Genomic DNA, 13,736 nt, shown 5'->3' with positions numbered 1-13,736 from the left:
TTTTAATATAGAGAGGAAGAACAACCATGCCAAATTTTAAACAAAAAGAATATATTTCTACCTCTGGAGCTGTGTATACATTTCAGCATCCAGGTGTGCGTACCGTCTCCAAAATTAATGATGGAGCCAAAAATAAACATGGCATTGTCTCAGAGGAACGGCTGTCCGAAGAAATTCTAAAGCATGTCATTGTTCAGCCCAAAATGAACATTGATGATTTCACCGATTATAAAGAATATAGTGAAATTATTAATGCGGCCTATACCTTCATTACGGGGATGGAAGGTGAACAATCTGATCTCCAAAGTGGAAGCGGAGAATAGAGCTAGAGAACGCTGGTCGCAGTGGCGGCTGTTACTATCCGATATGAATATCACTTATACGGACTTAATGATTATGGACGATGAAGATATTGCGGAGGCTAATGCGGCACTGGATCTATACCAAAAATTAATGGATAAGCAGACTAAGAAGAGTTAAGAACGCCTAAAAGGCGTTCTTTTCTGCATAGAAAGGAGGAGAACGATGAGTAACGCAGATCCTCTTGAAGAGGCCCAAGCTAACTTAGCAGAGTTCCAGAAGAGTATAACTGCCGTAGCTAAAACGGGGATCCAAGCTGCTAAAGACCTGGCATTAGCATCATTCAAAGCCGCGTCGAACTTCGAGGGTGCGATGTCCTCCATTCAGATGGCTACAGGGCAGACAAATCAACAGATGGAGGCTACTAAAGATGTGGCAAAGCATTTATATAGTCAGAATTTCGGAAGCGACTGGAAGGACTTAGGCGCTACGATTGTTGAGACAAGTCAGCTTACTGGACTTCAAGGTAAGGCGCTAGAAGAGACAACGAAGAAGGCCTTGCTACTTAAAGATGCTTATGGCATAGGTGTCAAGGATTCAATTCAAACGGCATCTTCGTTAGTAGATCAATTCGGAATCTCAAGTGATCAAGCGATGTCGTTATTAGCTCAGGGTAAAGAGAAAGGCTTGGACATTTCTGGAGATATGCTGAATTCAACCAGCAAGTATTCCGAATCTTTTAAGAAGCTAGGCTTCAATGCCAATCAGATGTTCAATACGATGGCGGCGGGCGGGCTACGCGGTAAGGTGAGTATGGACAAGATTGGAAGTGCGGTGAAGGAATTTGGCACGCTATCCAAGGGTGGAAGTGCGGGAGCCAAAAAGGCATTCCAGACGTTAGGTCTAGATGCAGCTAAAATGACAAGTACCTTCAAAGCAGGGGGACCTGAGGCGCAGAAGGCTTTTACTAACGTAATGAAGTTGATCGGTAATATCAAAGATCCCTTAACCCGCAATGCTGTTGGGGTGAGTCTAATGGGGAATTCGTTTCAAGATCTTGAACTAAAAGCGGTTAAAGCGATGGGTTCAGCTCAGAATCAATTCGATATGACCAAAGATAAGATGACAGCACTCAATCAAACCAAGATCAACTCTCCCGCAGAGGCTCTGAGTTCTATTTCACGGCAAGTGGAGACCGGTTTGCTTATTCCTTTAGGTGAGAAGATGTTACCTTATCTGATTCAGTTCGCAGATTGGATGCGCAGCATCACCCCTGAAATTCAGAGTGTAGGCAGCGCCCTTGGAGAAGGTCTAGGTTCCGCACTAAGTATCATTGGGGAGTCAATTAGCTTCTTGTTTACCCATCTTGATTTGGTAGTATCGATGATCATAGGTCTAGGTAGCTCCATCTTGATCTATATGATTCCAGCTATAACAGCTTGGATCGTTGCGACATGGCCGGCCATTGCCGCAGGTTTTGCAACAGTAGCAGCGTGGTTACCTATTATTGGATTGGGTCTTCTTATTGGAGCGGCAATCTATGGTCTGGTCAAAGTTATACAGAACTGGGGAGCGATAAGTGACTGGCTGGTTGTTAAGTGGAATGCTTGTTGGTTATGGATAACGAATCTTTTTAATTCGATGCTTCAGTTTTTTGTAACCTGGGGTACGTTCTTACTTCCTTATATCACAGCACCGATCATCACCGTGGTGGACAGTGTCACAGGTTTTTGGAATAGCATGTATGAAGCTACGAAAAGAATTTGGGAGTCCATTGCGAACTCTGTTAAAGTGGCAGGATCGACTTTCCTTGGTTATATCACGGATGTAGCAACAACGATTGCTAACACCTATTCGAATCTCTGGCTTGGCATATCGTTGGGAGTCTCTGGTATGTGGGACAACATCAAAGGCTTTTTTGTAAGTGGTGTTAATTGGGTCATTAACAAATTGAATGACATGATTACCAAACTCAATGAGGCTATGAATGTCGAACTGCCGGGCGTAGGAAAAATAGGAGTTACCATTCCTAGCATTCCCACGATTCCGACCAAATCGGATAAGCCAACAGCTAAGCCCAATGTGAAACCTTTTGTTACACGTCCGATTTTCGTTCCGCCACATTCCAACCGTGCTGTGGATGGAAGTTATGCGAAGGGGCTGGATTATGTACCTTTTAATGGCTTCATTGCAGAGCTTCACCAAGGTGAGCGCGTATTGACCGCAGAAGAGAATAAGACCTATTCAGCCTCATCGCCTGAATCGGCCCCCGTCAGACGCTGGGGCAGCACAAATGCGAACAAGATGGAGGTAAATCTTAAGGTAGATGTGCAGGGTTCTTCGATGAATCAAGCACAGAACGCAGACTTCTTACTCCAAATGAAGCAGCTTATGCAGTCTGTATTTGAAGAAACGATACGGCGTGGTGGAATGGAGGGAACAGCTAGCTAATGGCGACCATCAACGGTAGGTATGTAACCATAGAAAAAGAAGATCTGGGATTTGATGTAGATATCACCCAGCAACCTGTGGAGCGAGAGATCGATGTTAGCGATCATGTGCAGTGTAAAGCTAGAACACTATCGCTTAGTGGTCTAGTTACAGGGGATCAGGCGGCAGAGATTCATCGTTACTTAATTGAGACGAATGATAAAGGAAAAATCGTTCAATATACGGGACGTTCTACCTTTAGGGGGCTCATGTCTGGTTTCTCCTCAAGTCGAGACTATAATATTGCCAATGGATTCACCTTTTCGATGACGTTAACCGAGGTTCATTTTGGTAATGCTTCTTATGTAGTGAATCTACCTACTCCTGTGAAAGTTCAGGCCGCGCCCGTGGTGAATAGTGGTGTGAAGCAGACGAAAGAGAATAAGAATAACCCGGCATCTACACCAAAGAAAACCAGTACTTCGGCAGCAAAAGGGAAGTGAATCTGTACAAACGCATGTATAGGTAGCGTGCAGCATAGTTGAAAACATAGCTGGTGGACCCATGAGGAGGAGGAAGATGGAATACATCGAGATTGAAAAAGAATTAATCCCCTATCGCTTTGATATGAGTCTAGGCGATGAAATGTTCACATTTGAGGTGGGATATAATCCAGATTATGATTTCTTTACGGTGGATCTGGAGAAGAACGGAGAGTTACTTACGCAGGGAGAAAAACTTGTGTATGGAAAGCCGCTGTTTAGCGAGGTGACAGACGGTCGGTTTCCGAGCATCCCGATTATCCCTTATGATGAGTCGAGTCGTACCGATACAGTGACTTGGGACACGCTATCTGAGCGTGTTTTTTTATATTTGAGTCCAGTAGAGGGGGGACAAGATGAACATTAATTTTGGACGGATCTGTGAAGTGATGACGGGAAATCTGAAGTTCACGATGCAAGATTTTAATATGGAAGCCACCATTCCTTTTGATCATGATCCTCTTCCTAATGAATCCGAGATCAAGATCTGGAATCTCTCAGATGTCACTGTGAACAAGCTCAAGACCGGGCAAGTTCTTACGATGAATGCAGGATATCAAGGAGATACAGGGCTCGTGCTGCAAGGGAATATTTCCAAAGTGCAGACGAGCTGGAGCGGAGTGGACAAGATCACTACCATTAAAGTGCTAGATAGCGAAAATCTAGACAAGCGGGAAGTCAAAGATATGGCGTTCGCCAAAAATACATTTGGAGGCTCTATCATCAAGCAGATGGCAGGGTATATCGGTCTGCCTATTGCACAGTTTGATCTAGTAAAAAATTATCAGTATAAGGAAGGGTACACCGCAACAGGTAAGGTCACGGAGATCATTGCCAAGGTTGCGAAAGACTGTGATACCGAGGTGTACATTAACAAAGGTAAGCTGTATGTACGGAATTTGAAGAAGGGGAAGGACTCCGTATTCAAGCTGGATAAAAGTAAGGGCATGATAGGCTCCCCTGAACGATTTGAAGATGAGGGAAGTAAGGGATATAACCTAAAATCTCAGTTGCAGTACCGAATTACAACCGCCTCCGTCATAGATTTGAGCAGCCAACTATTCACAGGAAGACTCTATGTTCGCTCGGGCTCCCATCATATCAGCCGTACAGGCGATTTCACGACAGAAGTGGAGGCAATTCTATGACACCCAAAGTAGATCCGGCATCTACACTTTATAACCTTTTGGCACGTTATCTGGATGATCGGATTACAGCGCTTCGAGTCGGACTTCCTTGCAAAGTCATTGCCTTTGATACGGATAGCGCTACAGCAGATATTCAGCCTTTGACTCGAACATCCAAGACTGATCCCGCCATGCTTCACAGCGTTCCGGTGTTATCTCAGCGCTACCATGTTCATGGGGGAGATCCGCAGGTGTATACGCCGGTTCTTTATCCAGGAGATGTGGTGTTCGCGGTGTGTGCAGATCGGGAACTGCAAAATGTAAAGTCAGGCAACGTAGCATCGCCAGATACGAATCGGTCCCATAGTGTAAATGATGCGGTTATCGTGGGGGTGTTCGGATGGAATCTTTAAGACTCGATGACCATGGCGATATCCAATTCGAACTTATTGAAGGGATAGAAGAACTAACGCAGAGTTGTCGATTGATACTAAGTACAAATACCGGGGAGTGGTTCCTTAATCCTACGCTGGGGATTGCCTTCGATAAGTTCATGGGAAAGCAAGTACACGAAGCCGAGATGAGATCTGAACTTACTCGTGGACTGTTACAGGAATCGAGAATTCAATCGGTAGACGATATCCAATTTAGTGCAGATGAGAAGTCGCGCACGTTACGGGTTAGCTTTCAGGCTACAGGATATAACAATGAAATCATCGCAGCGGAGGAGGTGAAGATCAATGCTAGATAAGACGGGCTTTAAGCGTAAACGTTATGAAGATGTATTGCTAGATATGGAGGATAAGGCTAAGGAAAGTTATGGGGAGAAGATCAATACTACGGAGCGATCTCCATTGGGCATTCTTTTGCGAATCTTCGCATGGTTCTTATCCAAGGCATGGAATACGGCCGAAGACGTATATAACAGCGGATATATCTCTACGGCGACAGGGGCAAATCTCGATCGATTGGGTCCTTATGTAGGGATTAGCCGCATAGTAGAGCAATCTGCAACGGGTGAAGTTACGATTACGGGTAAGGTGGGTCATACCGAAGCTGCAGGGTTTCGCGTAGGAACCTCGGCGGGTCTATATTTTGAGACTGTAGCGGACTTCGTAATTGGAGCAAGTAGCACGGTGACCGTGAAGGTCAAGGCCATTGAGCCGGGGCAAAGTTCGAATGCTGCTGCGGGAATGGTGACCGTCATTGCAAATCCTAATCCTGATGTAACTAGCGTGACCAACAGTCATGCCATAACCGGGGGACGAGAAAAGGAAACAGATCCTGAATTCCGTTCGCGTTATCAACTATCTGTAGCTGGTGGCGGTGCTGCTTCCGTTGATGCCATTCGCGGCGCCTTGCTTCGCTTAGACCATGTTCGAGCGGCAGCTGTGATCGAGAATAATACGATGCAGGTCGACGTAGCGGGGCGACCTCCCAAATCCTTTGAGGTGTATGTGCTGGGTGGAGATGAGCAGGAGATCGCAGAAACGATTTTTAAAACCAAGTCTGGTGGGATTGAGACGTATGGGAAGATTATGAATACAGTTAAAGACGTTGCAGGTTATGACCATATAATTAAATTTAGTCATGCGGAAGAAATCGGGATACAGGTCCGTATCGACGTTACCACAAATGAACGCTACCCCGCAGACGGAGATGAACAAATTAAGAATGCCATCATTCGCTACGTGGGTGGGGAAGATGCGGCAGGCAGCTATTATAATGGCCTGATTATGGGAGCTTCAGTAGTGTATACCCGTCTAATTAGCGCGGTTTACGCTGTGGAAGGCGTAGAAGATGTTACGCTCACTGTAGGCAAGGGAATCGATAGCTTAAAAAATATGAATGTGGCTATCCAACCATTCCAAGTCGCCCAGACCAAGAGTTCCCGCATCGAGGTGAACAGCCATGTATAGTGCGAAAGATATGCTGAGTCGTCTGGCAGATGTGTTCACGAAGGAGCCTAACAGTAACCTTGGACGTCTGATTCGAATCGTACACGAGCAATTGGAACAAGTGGAGGTAGGTTTGGATACGGTTCGTCAATGGAGAAGTATTCACACGGCCCAAGGGGTTACCCTAGATAACATCGGGCAAAATGTAGCCCAGCCTCGGGGTGCTGCAACGGATGAAATATACCGAGTGTTGATTCAGTCAAAGATTGCTCGTAATTTATCCAAGACAGATATCAATACCATTATTCAAGTGTTGGCTTTGGCACTGAATTGCGACATGCAGGACATACGTATCGACGAAAAATACAGCGATAGTGCAGCACCTGAACCTGCCGCTATATCGTTAATTCGTGTGCCTATCAAACGTCTGAATGAGGTGGGTATGTCTCCGATGCAGTTCGGGCAGATCATTCAGCGCACCGTAGCCGCAGGCGTGCGGGTGGCTATGGTAGAGCTGGCAGGAACGTTCCAATTATCGTCGCAAGATTCTGGGTTAGAAGCTGGTGTAACAGGATTATCAGATATAGCGATGAACAAGGGTGGAAGCTTAGGCGAAGTCTATGTGCCGGGCTATGACTATGGTCTACCATTATAAGGAGGGATAGCATGTCATTTAATGAGAAATTGCCGACATGGGAAGCAACAGGCGTTGAACCGCCGGATACGAAGAAAAGCAGCGGCTGGCAGGCGGAGGATAAGCCTCCTGCCGCATGGTGGAACTGGCTTCAAAATAGGACTTATAAATCGATAAAAGAACTTCAGACCAAATCTGCTGAAAAAGATTGGGTCACGGAGCAGATTAATGGAGTTAGTATTCCAGATGCGTCGCTCAGCGTTAAAGGTAAAACAGCGCTGAGTAGCTTAACGAATAGTATAGATGAGACAAAGGCAGCAACGCCTAAAGCGGTTAAGACGGTGGCGGATTCCGTAGCGGCGCATTTGGCGGATTACACGTTGCAAGTCCCATATGCGGTTGCTACTGGTACAGCAAATACCTACGCTATAACGCTACCTATTGCGTCTTTGGTTACGGGCATGGCGGTAACCGTTAAATTAAACGTGGATAGCACGGGAGCCGCAACGCTTAACTGGAGTGGTAAAGGCGCTAAGGGAATCAAAAAAGCTAACGGTACAGATGCGACAAACTTAAAGGCTAACGGAGTCTATACGCTACGCTACGATGGCACGGCTTTTATCTTACAGGGTGAAGGGGGTGGTGGAACTGTACAGGCCGACCAAGTAGAGAGTGGATACACATTTACAAATGATTACGGAGAACAGATTGGAAAGCTAGATAAACAAGCGTTCATAGATGCGCTGATTTCGAGAGGGATATCTGCATCAATTAATGATGCATGGAGCTCTCTTCCCGACAAAATCAAGCAGCTTTTCGGGGTAGGCTCCAACATTGATGTTAATCGAGTTATTCCGCCAGTTATTTTACCTACAGGTGGCAAATCGCAAACTAATCCCTCATTTAACTCAATATATTACTACACTACTGAAGGAGGATATGGTGACTCATTATATCGAAAGTACGATTTAAACGGGAAATATCTTGGGTCTTTCGGTTTGAGTGGATTGAACGATTCAGATTATCATTGGAGAGGACCAGTATATCCAGTCCCTTTTACGGCTGGATTTTATTATATCACCAGTAATTCTTACGATGGCGATATTAGATATGGATACAACTCTGGTCCAAATAATACTATGGTATATGGTTCACTTATGTTTGCGCAGTCAGGAGAACAGAATTCAGCAGGGGGGAACTTTGGGATTCTAGGTGTTGCTCAGGATGGTTCCTTGTATTGTTACGGAAGAGATGGTATGTACAAAAAAAAGGTTGGTTCAACAACGCTAATCTGGTCTACTACCAGAAACAATGCTGGCTATAGACTGTTTTGGCCGATTGAAAATAACTTGGTTGTATATATAAATTTCTCTAGTAGTTATATCAATATTCTAAATAATTCTGGGATTTTAGTGTCATACATGAGTATGAGAGAAGATGGAGCTTCAAATTCAAGCACTCCACAAACAAGTTTTTATGATTATGAAGCTAACGAGCTTTATATCGTTCTTGGATACAACGGAGATAGTTTGACCGCAAGAGAACGAAATAGTATAAAAAAATATAAAATTAATACTTTCAATTCTTCAATTGCTCTTGTTGCCACATATGATTTAAGTACCTTTTTTTCTACAAGTGGAAAATCAGCCTCTTACTTTAAATTTGGAGCAACATTTGAAAATGAATTAATATTTACAGTTGGCGCAACGGCTTACTCTACTCCAGAGGCCTATTCCATAAATAAAGCACTTACTTCTTTTCCGGTAAAGCATACCTATTTAACAGATAATTTTGACTTAATCTACCGCTGCGTTTCTACAGATATGGGAAGGCGATATCTAATTGATCAAGGGATTCTGAATAAGAGTTTAAAATACACCATTATTTAAGAAGGAGGCATTTGTATGAAATATCTAAAACTGTTGAACTTTAAGAGTGAAGTCGGGGATTACGTAACATATCATTATATGGGCCTAGACATGAATAAATTTGCAGGTTCTTTTATTTTAAATGAGGATGAAGAAAGTATATGTTATGTGGCTTATGATGACCCGCTACCTAACAGAGTTTTCCCCGAAGGAGTTGAAATAATCTCCGAAGAGACATTTAATGCTAAAAACCAAACCTATATTAATAACTTAGAAAGAGATCGAATTAACTATGAGATTAAGGTAATCAATCTTGAAGAATTAATAAAAACTCAAAGCGTAGATATAGCCCAGTTGATTATGCAGTATGCAGAATTAGATGCAGACAAACAGAAATTAATTGAGGAGATGGTCTAAATGAATTGGTTTAAGACTGTGAAAAGATATTTTGATATGGGGATATATACGACAGATGAGACTAGCTCATTATATGTTGGTAAATTCGTTTCGACTGGGAAGATTACAGCGGAGCAATATAAGGAAATTACCTCAGAAGATTTTAAGTGAGATTCGCGCGCTTTCCTAATTAGGCAGTGTATTTTTTATGCCCCCGTACCTTCGGGGGCTGTTCTTTTTCGTTGAAATGTGCTTTAAAAGGAGGAATTATACTGCAACAATCAGAAAGGATGGGGGATATGCAGGATGTAAATGCACTGGTTACGCTACAGATTTCATTAGCAAGAATTGAAGAGACGCTGAAACCTCTTGCGGCGCTGGTCCAGACCGTGGCTGAGGTGAAGGATGTGTCCAGAGAAGCGCTGCTCTCTGCACATCAAGCGAATCAAAAATTAGAATTGCTGGAGCCTGCGGTTAGCAGGGCTCAGGAAGCCGCAGAGGAAGCATTAAGAAACGCAGCCACAGCCATGGAGAAGCTAAATACGCAGGATGAGAACCGGAAATGGGTCCGTCGGTCCTTTTATGGTCCGTTAATTTCTTCAATAGCCGCCGTGTTGTCTGCTGCCATTCTAGCATACATTGGATTATCAGGGAGATAGGAGGGAGATTAGATTATGCTCACCTTAGATCAAGTACGGAGTAAATCAGCACCACGGCTTATCGGCCTCCACCCTATTGTAGCCTTGGCGGCTTATAAGCTGATGGATCGCTGTTATCGTCGTGGTGTGCCGATTGTGATTACCCAAGGATTACGCTCTATTGAAGAGCAAAATAAGTTGTATGCACAGGGCAGAACGACTCCCGGGCCAATCGTAACTCAAGCTAAAGGCGGATATAGTAATCACAATTTTGGTATGGCCATTGACTTTGCACTGCTCTTGCAAGACGGCAAGACTGTCTCGTGGATGTTAACAAGGGATGGAGATAGTGATGGGCAATCAGACTGGGTTGAAGTCGTTAAGGAAGCCAAAGCACTAGGATTTCATTGGGGTGGAGATTGGAAAAGCTTCAAAGATTATCCCCATTTAGAGATGACATTTGGACTCAGCACAGCTCAGCTCCGAGCAGGTAAGTCGCCGTTACCAGCCAATTTGGACCAGATTCTTGAACTTCTTAGAAAGGGCGAAGAGACCATGACCAAAGAGGATGCCAATCTTATTATCAGTAAATTTCTGCGACCCGCTTACAGCCTAGCAAAGACGAATGAAGAACGAGCAGAAATCGGTAGGTTAGCGGATGCACTGCGTACAGCTTCAGGTCAAGCTCCACAAAATAATGAAAGCAAGGGATAGATGAATTCATGCAAAATACAAATTTAACATCCGTCTTGGCCTTCGCTTCGGTGTTGGCCATTTTTGTGTTGGCAGGGGTACAGCTAGTGAAGCAGACTCTGAGCGTGAAAAAGAAATTTCTTCCCTTAACGGGGGTGATCATCGGACTCATAGTTGGCGCAGCCGCATCTCCGTTCACGGATTTAGCACTTACCTTGCGGCTGTGGTCGGGTGCACTAGCTGGCTTAAGCGCCACCGGTTTGTTTGAACTCGCGTTCAAACCTTCTTTGAGGCGAACAAAGTAAGTGTGAAATGAAACGATATGCGTGATATAAAATTCTTCTACAGCTTGATATCATCTGTTAGATGGTCATTGCAACCCTTCCCTAACTCCCTTATCATGGAATATAAGACCGTTGGAATAGGAAGGGAATGAATAATGAACAGCGTGAATACGAAATTATTGAAGAAGCCCGAAGCGATGATCTTTGATATGGATGGCACTCTTTTCAAGACAGAGACCTTACTGATTCCTGCTTATGATCGGCTATTTACACAGCTTCGTGAAGAAGGGGTATACACGGGAGAGACACCACCAGTCGAACGGATGCTGTCTAGCCTTGGCATGGTGCTGGATGATCTATGGGAACGTGTATTGCCGGGTGAGGATAAAAAAGTACATGAACGGGCAGATGAACTGCTGCTTGAGAATGAACTCACAGGATTACATCAATTCGATACACAGCTGTATCCAGGCACGAAAGCTATGCTGGAGGAGCTAAAGTCCTCAGGCGTAAGATTGTTCGTAGCAAGTAACGGCCTAGAAGGTTATGTAAAAGGAATTGCCGATGCACATCACATCACTCCTTTATTTGAAGAGCTATATAGTGCAGGTCAATATCAGACGGCGTCTAAGGTAGACTTAGTCCATATCCTGCTTGAGAAGCATGGCATCTCCAGTGCATGGATGGTAGGCGATCGTTCTTCGGATGTGGAAGCGGGTCTTCAAAATGGTCTGACTGTCATTGGCTGTGCCTATGCAGGATTTTGCGGTGAACATGAGCTAAAGGGTTCGCACCAAATCATCCAGTCCTTTAAGGAGTTAACTTCTTTGTATCTTAAAGCGGAAGAACAGTGAGGGCATAGAGTCTGAACCAGATCTTATCACTTCTGCATGGTCAAACCTATTGGATCAGAGCATAGAAATTCAGACACCAAAATAAATAGAAAATAAAAAAACTATACGATACAAAAATAAGAAACACAAAAACACGAAGCACTTAACTTAGAAAGCAAAATACAAAACGCTCAACAAAGTAAATTAGATAAATTACAGACCGCGAAACACAGAAACTAAAACTCAGGTCAAAAGAACAAAGAAAAAAGAACATAGACCCAGAGAACAGCTGTAGAATAGCGAAGTTAGACACGAAAAACCTTATTCAAGAAATGAAAAATCGATGTACCAAAACACCCAGAAGCCCAACATAAAATACAAATACAAACACCGACACCGACACCGACACCGACACCAACACCAATACCAACACAAAACCAAAACAGCAACCAAACCGCTCGCTATTCGGCGACGGTCTGGTTGCTGTTTTTCTTTTTGTGCAGCCACATGGCATACTCTAGGGGCCGAATGATGGCATTACGGTAAGCCTCCGCATCGCCGCTTCGCTTGAAGACTTCTCTTGCCGGCTTAGGATTAACTTCCAGCACATAGATGTGTCCGCTCTTATCGATGGCCAAATCCAGTGCCAACTCACATAATGCACCATAGGTGTCTTCAAGATACTCGGCAATATCTAGGCTAAGCTTCTCTGCTTCTTTTCGGATGGCATGGCGCTTCTCTTCGGCCTGGAACCAATACTTCAATTGAGTATTCATTTGTACCGCATGACCGCCCCCGTGTAAGTTGGACGTTACGCTGCGCTGAGCACCAATTCTTCCAGCACAACCCGTGACACTCCATACGCCAGATCCATTCTTCTGTACGAGCATTCGGTAGTCGTGGACACGGCCATTGGGAAGTTCGATCTGAATGCCTTGTTGGACAATATAGCGTGTAGACGATCTCCAGTTCATCAGATAGGGGCCTAGGCGAGATGGGTGGACTTTCTGGGGAGCAATAATGTTGCGCTTCTGATTGCGTCCCTGTATTTTATAGAGCTGCGTCCCTGCTTTTTCAATCCGTAGAATTCCCCGGCCTCCTGTTCCATTAATGGGCTTCATGTAGACGGTCGCATTGTTCTTAAGTAACTGCGTCACATCACTTAGGCCGGTGAACATTACAGTATCGGGCAGATGGGAGCGAAAGCGGGATTTCTTGGAAAGGATTTGATGGATCGTCCATTTGTCCCGAAGCGGCCGGTTCAGGAAATGAAGGTGCCCGTAGCGAGAGCGGAACTTCTTCAATTGCTCGAAGCGAACGCTTCGCTGAATTCGGCACCGATCGAAGATCAGCGCGGGGAATGGCCGCCATTTGCGGGACCATTTCTTCGTCTTGGGATCGTACATCATGGCATGGATTAATGGTTTGGTGCTATGCACATCCGCTGGGGTGAAGACAAAGACGTCGAGTCCCATACGCATTCCTTCTGTAATCATACGCTGATAAATGGGGCGTTCTTCTAACTGTTTGTTGGCATTCATATACAAGGTTAGAATGCCTAGGACGGGTTGTGGCAAAGTGAGGTTCACCTTCTTCAAACAAAGTGTGCTGGTTGACTCTGCGCGGGCAAAGGTTGAGTATATTCAAGCACCAGCGTGGGTTTACCTGTAGGTCCAAGGAGTAATTTGCGTGCAGTAAGCCCGGCTTGAAAACACATTTTAAGACTGGAGATGTTATCTAAGGCCACCCTGCATCGGATACTGCCTAAGGTTAGAAGCTGAGCCTCCAGTAGCTTCGTGCCAATCCGCCTTCCCCGGTAGAGCGGGTGGACGACGACAAGACTTGATCTGTGGCCCAGATCTGAAGTCAGGGCGATTCCAGCTAGGCGTCGTCCATCTTCTGTCTTCAGGGTAGCGAGGGTCCATGCGTTACCCACATTAGCAAGGAGTTCAGGGGTCATCCGTTGGACTTCTTGATAAGCATAATTTGTAATGCGGTTGCCCCCATATCTACGAATGAACTGCATGATTGTACTGTGTGTTCTACTCCAAGAGGCATCCGAATCAGGAATGAATTGTGTTATCTCCATACGA

19 protein-coding genes are annotated in these 13,736 nt (G+C 44.8%); 17 read left to right on the top strand and 2 right to left on the bottom strand.

Translation table 11 applies throughout. The features are described 5' to 3' along the window. The first annotated feature begins 26 nt into the window (after positions 1-26). From J2Z69_RS17815 to J2Z69_RS17735, 17 genes are all read left to right on the top strand, one after another. Entirely contained in the window at positions 27-323 is a 297-nt protein-coding gene (locus J2Z69_RS17815; RefSeq protein ID WP_209865860.1) for a hypothetical protein, read from the top strand. Then, positions 307-480: a hypothetical protein gene (locus J2Z69_RS17810; protein WP_209865857.1), complete on the top strand. Its 174-nt coding sequence runs from the start codon at positions 307-309 to the stop codon at positions 478-480. Before J2Z69_RS17815 ends, J2Z69_RS17810 begins: the two co-directional genes overlap by 17 nt. Before the next feature lie 45 nt (positions 481-525). Next, a complete protein-coding gene (locus J2Z69_RS17805; RefSeq protein ID WP_209865854.1) occupies positions 526-2,751 on the top strand; it encodes a phage tail tape measure protein in 2,226 nt (741 codons plus the stop codon). Continuing rightward, positions 2,751-3,233 carry a phage baseplate protein gene (locus J2Z69_RS17800; protein WP_209865851.1) on the top strand — a complete coding sequence of 161 codons (483 nt, stop codon included), beginning with the start codon at positions 2,751-2,753 and terminating at the stop codon, positions 3,231-3,233. Before J2Z69_RS17805 ends, J2Z69_RS17800 begins: the two co-directional genes overlap by 1 nt. A gap of 76 nt (positions 3,234-3,309) precedes the next feature. Further along, positions 3,310-3,639 (top strand): phage baseplate plug family protein, encoded by a 330-nt coding sequence (locus tag J2Z69_RS17795; protein WP_209865848.1) that lies wholly within the window; start codon positions 3,310-3,312, stop codon positions 3,637-3,639. After that, a complete protein-coding gene (locus J2Z69_RS17790; RefSeq protein WP_209865845.1) occupies positions 3,629-4,420 on the top strand; it encodes a phage protein in 792 nt (263 codons plus the stop codon). The genes J2Z69_RS17795 and J2Z69_RS17790 overlap by 11 nt, the downstream gene beginning before the upstream one ends. Next, the gene (locus tag J2Z69_RS17785; RefSeq protein ID WP_209865842.1) at positions 4,417-4,812 is read left to right on the top strand and encodes a Gp138 family membrane-puncturing spike protein; all 396 of its coding nucleotides are present in this window, start codon (positions 4,417-4,419) and stop codon (positions 4,810-4,812) included. The genes J2Z69_RS17790 and J2Z69_RS17785 overlap by 4 nt, the downstream gene beginning before the upstream one ends. Then, positions 4,800-5,150: a DUF2634 domain-containing protein gene (locus tag J2Z69_RS17780; RefSeq protein ID WP_209865839.1), complete on the top strand. Its 351-nt coding sequence runs from the start codon at positions 4,800-4,802 to the stop codon at positions 5,148-5,150. Before J2Z69_RS17785 ends, J2Z69_RS17780 begins: the two co-directional genes overlap by 13 nt. Then, on the top strand, positions 5,140-6,318 hold the full coding sequence (locus tag J2Z69_RS17775; RefSeq protein ID WP_209865836.1) for a baseplate J/gp47 family protein: 1,179 nt from the start codon (positions 5,140-5,142) through the stop codon (positions 6,316-6,318). The genes J2Z69_RS17780 and J2Z69_RS17775 overlap by 11 nt, the downstream gene beginning before the upstream one ends. Then, the gene (locus J2Z69_RS17770) at positions 6,311-6,952 is read left to right on the top strand and encodes a hypothetical protein (protein ID WP_209865833.1); all 642 of its coding nucleotides are present in this window, start codon (positions 6,311-6,313) and stop codon (positions 6,950-6,952) included. Before J2Z69_RS17775 ends, J2Z69_RS17770 begins: the two co-directional genes overlap by 8 nt. Before the next feature lie 11 nt (positions 6,953-6,963). Then, the gene (locus J2Z69_RS17765) at positions 6,964-8,820 is read left to right on the top strand and encodes a tail fiber protein (RefSeq protein WP_209865830.1); all 1,857 of its coding nucleotides are present in this window, start codon (positions 6,964-6,966) and stop codon (positions 8,818-8,820) included. 15 nt (positions 8,821-8,835) lie between these two features. Continuing rightward, positions 8,836-9,216: a hypothetical protein gene (locus J2Z69_RS17760; RefSeq protein ID WP_209865828.1), complete on the top strand. Its 381-nt coding sequence runs from the start codon at positions 8,836-8,838 to the stop codon at positions 9,214-9,216. Then, on the top strand, positions 9,217-9,366 hold the full coding sequence (locus J2Z69_RS17755) for an XkdX family protein (RefSeq protein ID WP_209865825.1): 150 nt from the start codon (positions 9,217-9,219) through the stop codon (positions 9,364-9,366). It abuts the gene before it with no gap. A gap of 119 nt (positions 9,367-9,485) precedes the next feature. Beyond that, positions 9,486-9,854, top strand: a complete 369-nt coding sequence (locus J2Z69_RS17750; RefSeq protein ID WP_209865822.1) for a hypothetical protein — start codon at positions 9,486-9,488, stop codon at positions 9,852-9,854. 15 nt (positions 9,855-9,869) lie between these two features. Beyond that, complete coding sequence (locus tag J2Z69_RS17745; protein ID WP_209865819.1) at positions 9,870-10,547, top strand: M15 family metallopeptidase; 678 nt, start codon at positions 9,870-9,872, stop codon at positions 10,545-10,547. An 8-nt stretch (positions 10,548-10,555) separates the two neighbouring features. Continuing rightward, the gene (locus J2Z69_RS17740) at positions 10,556-10,831 is read left to right on the top strand and encodes a holin (protein WP_209865816.1); all 276 of its coding nucleotides are present in this window, start codon (positions 10,556-10,558) and stop codon (positions 10,829-10,831) included. Between the two features lie 134 nt (positions 10,832-10,965). Then, positions 10,966-11,664 carry an HAD family hydrolase gene (locus J2Z69_RS17735; protein ID WP_209865814.1) on the top strand — a complete coding sequence of 233 codons (699 nt, stop codon included), beginning with the start codon at positions 10,966-10,968 and terminating at the stop codon, positions 11,662-11,664. Between the two features lie 440 nt (positions 11,665-12,104). Here J2Z69_RS17735 and J2Z69_RS17730 read toward each other — a convergent pair whose 3' ends face one another. After that, positions 12,105-13,220, bottom strand: a complete 1,116-nt coding sequence (locus J2Z69_RS17730; RefSeq protein WP_209865811.1) for a YheC/YheD family endospore coat-associated protein — start codon at positions 13,218-13,220, stop codon at positions 12,105-12,107. 17 nt (positions 13,221-13,237) lie between these two features. Beyond that, a complete protein-coding gene (locus tag J2Z69_RS17725) occupies positions 13,238-13,732 on the bottom strand; it encodes a GNAT family protein (RefSeq protein WP_209865808.1) in 495 nt (164 codons plus the stop codon). Positions 13,733-13,736: the final 4 nt, after the last annotated feature.

The organism is Paenibacillus shirakamiensis, assembly GCF_017874255.1.
GTDB classification, from domain to species: domain Bacteria; phylum Bacillota; class Bacilli; order Paenibacillales; family Paenibacillaceae; genus Fontibacillus; species Fontibacillus shirakamiensis.
This window is presented reverse-complemented; position numbering and strand designations above follow the sequence as displayed.

Bases quoted from the DNA above. Each gene is read 5' to 3' on its own strand.
- J2Z69_RS17815 (WP_209865860.1), top strand. From the start codon at position 27: ATGCCAAATTTTAAACAAAAAGAATATATTTCTACCTCTGGAGCTGTG.
- J2Z69_RS17805 (WP_209865854.1), top strand. From the start codon at position 526: ATGAGTAACGCAGATCCTCTTGAAGAGGCCCAAGCTAACTTAGCAGAG.
- J2Z69_RS17800 (WP_209865851.1), top strand. From the start codon at position 2,751: ATGGCGACCATCAACGGTAGGTATGTAACCATAGAAAAAGAAGATCTG.
- J2Z69_RS17795 (WP_209865848.1), top strand. From the start codon at position 3,310: ATGGAATACATCGAGATTGAAAAAGAATTAATCCCCTATCGCTTTGAT.
- J2Z69_RS17790 (WP_209865845.1), top strand. From the start codon at position 3,629: ATGAACATTAATTTTGGACGGATCTGTGAAGTGATGACGGGAAATCTG.
- J2Z69_RS17785 (WP_209865842.1), top strand. From the start codon at position 4,417: ATGACACCCAAAGTAGATCCGGCATCTACACTTTATAACCTTTTGGCA.
- J2Z69_RS17780 (WP_209865839.1), top strand. From the start codon at position 4,800: ATGGAATCTTTAAGACTCGATGACCATGGCGATATCCAATTCGAACTT.
- J2Z69_RS17775 (WP_209865836.1), top strand. From the start codon at position 5,140: ATGCTAGATAAGACGGGCTTTAAGCGTAAACGTTATGAAGATGTATTG.
- J2Z69_RS17770 (WP_209865833.1), top strand. From the start codon at position 6,311: ATGTATAGTGCGAAAGATATGCTGAGTCGTCTGGCAGATGTGTTCACG.
- J2Z69_RS17765 (WP_209865830.1), top strand. From the start codon at position 6,964: ATGTCATTTAATGAGAAATTGCCGACATGGGAAGCAACAGGCGTTGAA.
- J2Z69_RS17760 (WP_209865828.1), top strand. From the start codon at position 8,836: ATGAAATATCTAAAACTGTTGAACTTTAAGAGTGAAGTCGGGGATTAC.
- J2Z69_RS17755 (WP_209865825.1), top strand. From the start codon at position 9,217: ATGAATTGGTTTAAGACTGTGAAAAGATATTTTGATATGGGGATATAT.
- J2Z69_RS17750 (WP_209865822.1), top strand. From the start codon at position 9,486: ATGGGGGATATGCAGGATGTAAATGCACTGGTTACGCTACAGATTTCA.
- J2Z69_RS17745 (WP_209865819.1), top strand. From the start codon at position 9,870: ATGCTCACCTTAGATCAAGTACGGAGTAAATCAGCACCACGGCTTATC.
- J2Z69_RS17740 (WP_209865816.1), top strand. From the start codon at position 10,556: ATGCAAAATACAAATTTAACATCCGTCTTGGCCTTCGCTTCGGTGTTG.
- J2Z69_RS17735 (WP_209865814.1), top strand. From the start codon at position 10,966: ATGAACAGCGTGAATACGAAATTATTGAAGAAGCCCGAAGCGATGATC.
- J2Z69_RS17725 (WP_209865808.1), bottom strand. From the start codon at position 13,732: ATGGAGATAACACAATTCATTCCTGATTCGGATGCCTCTTGGAGTAGA.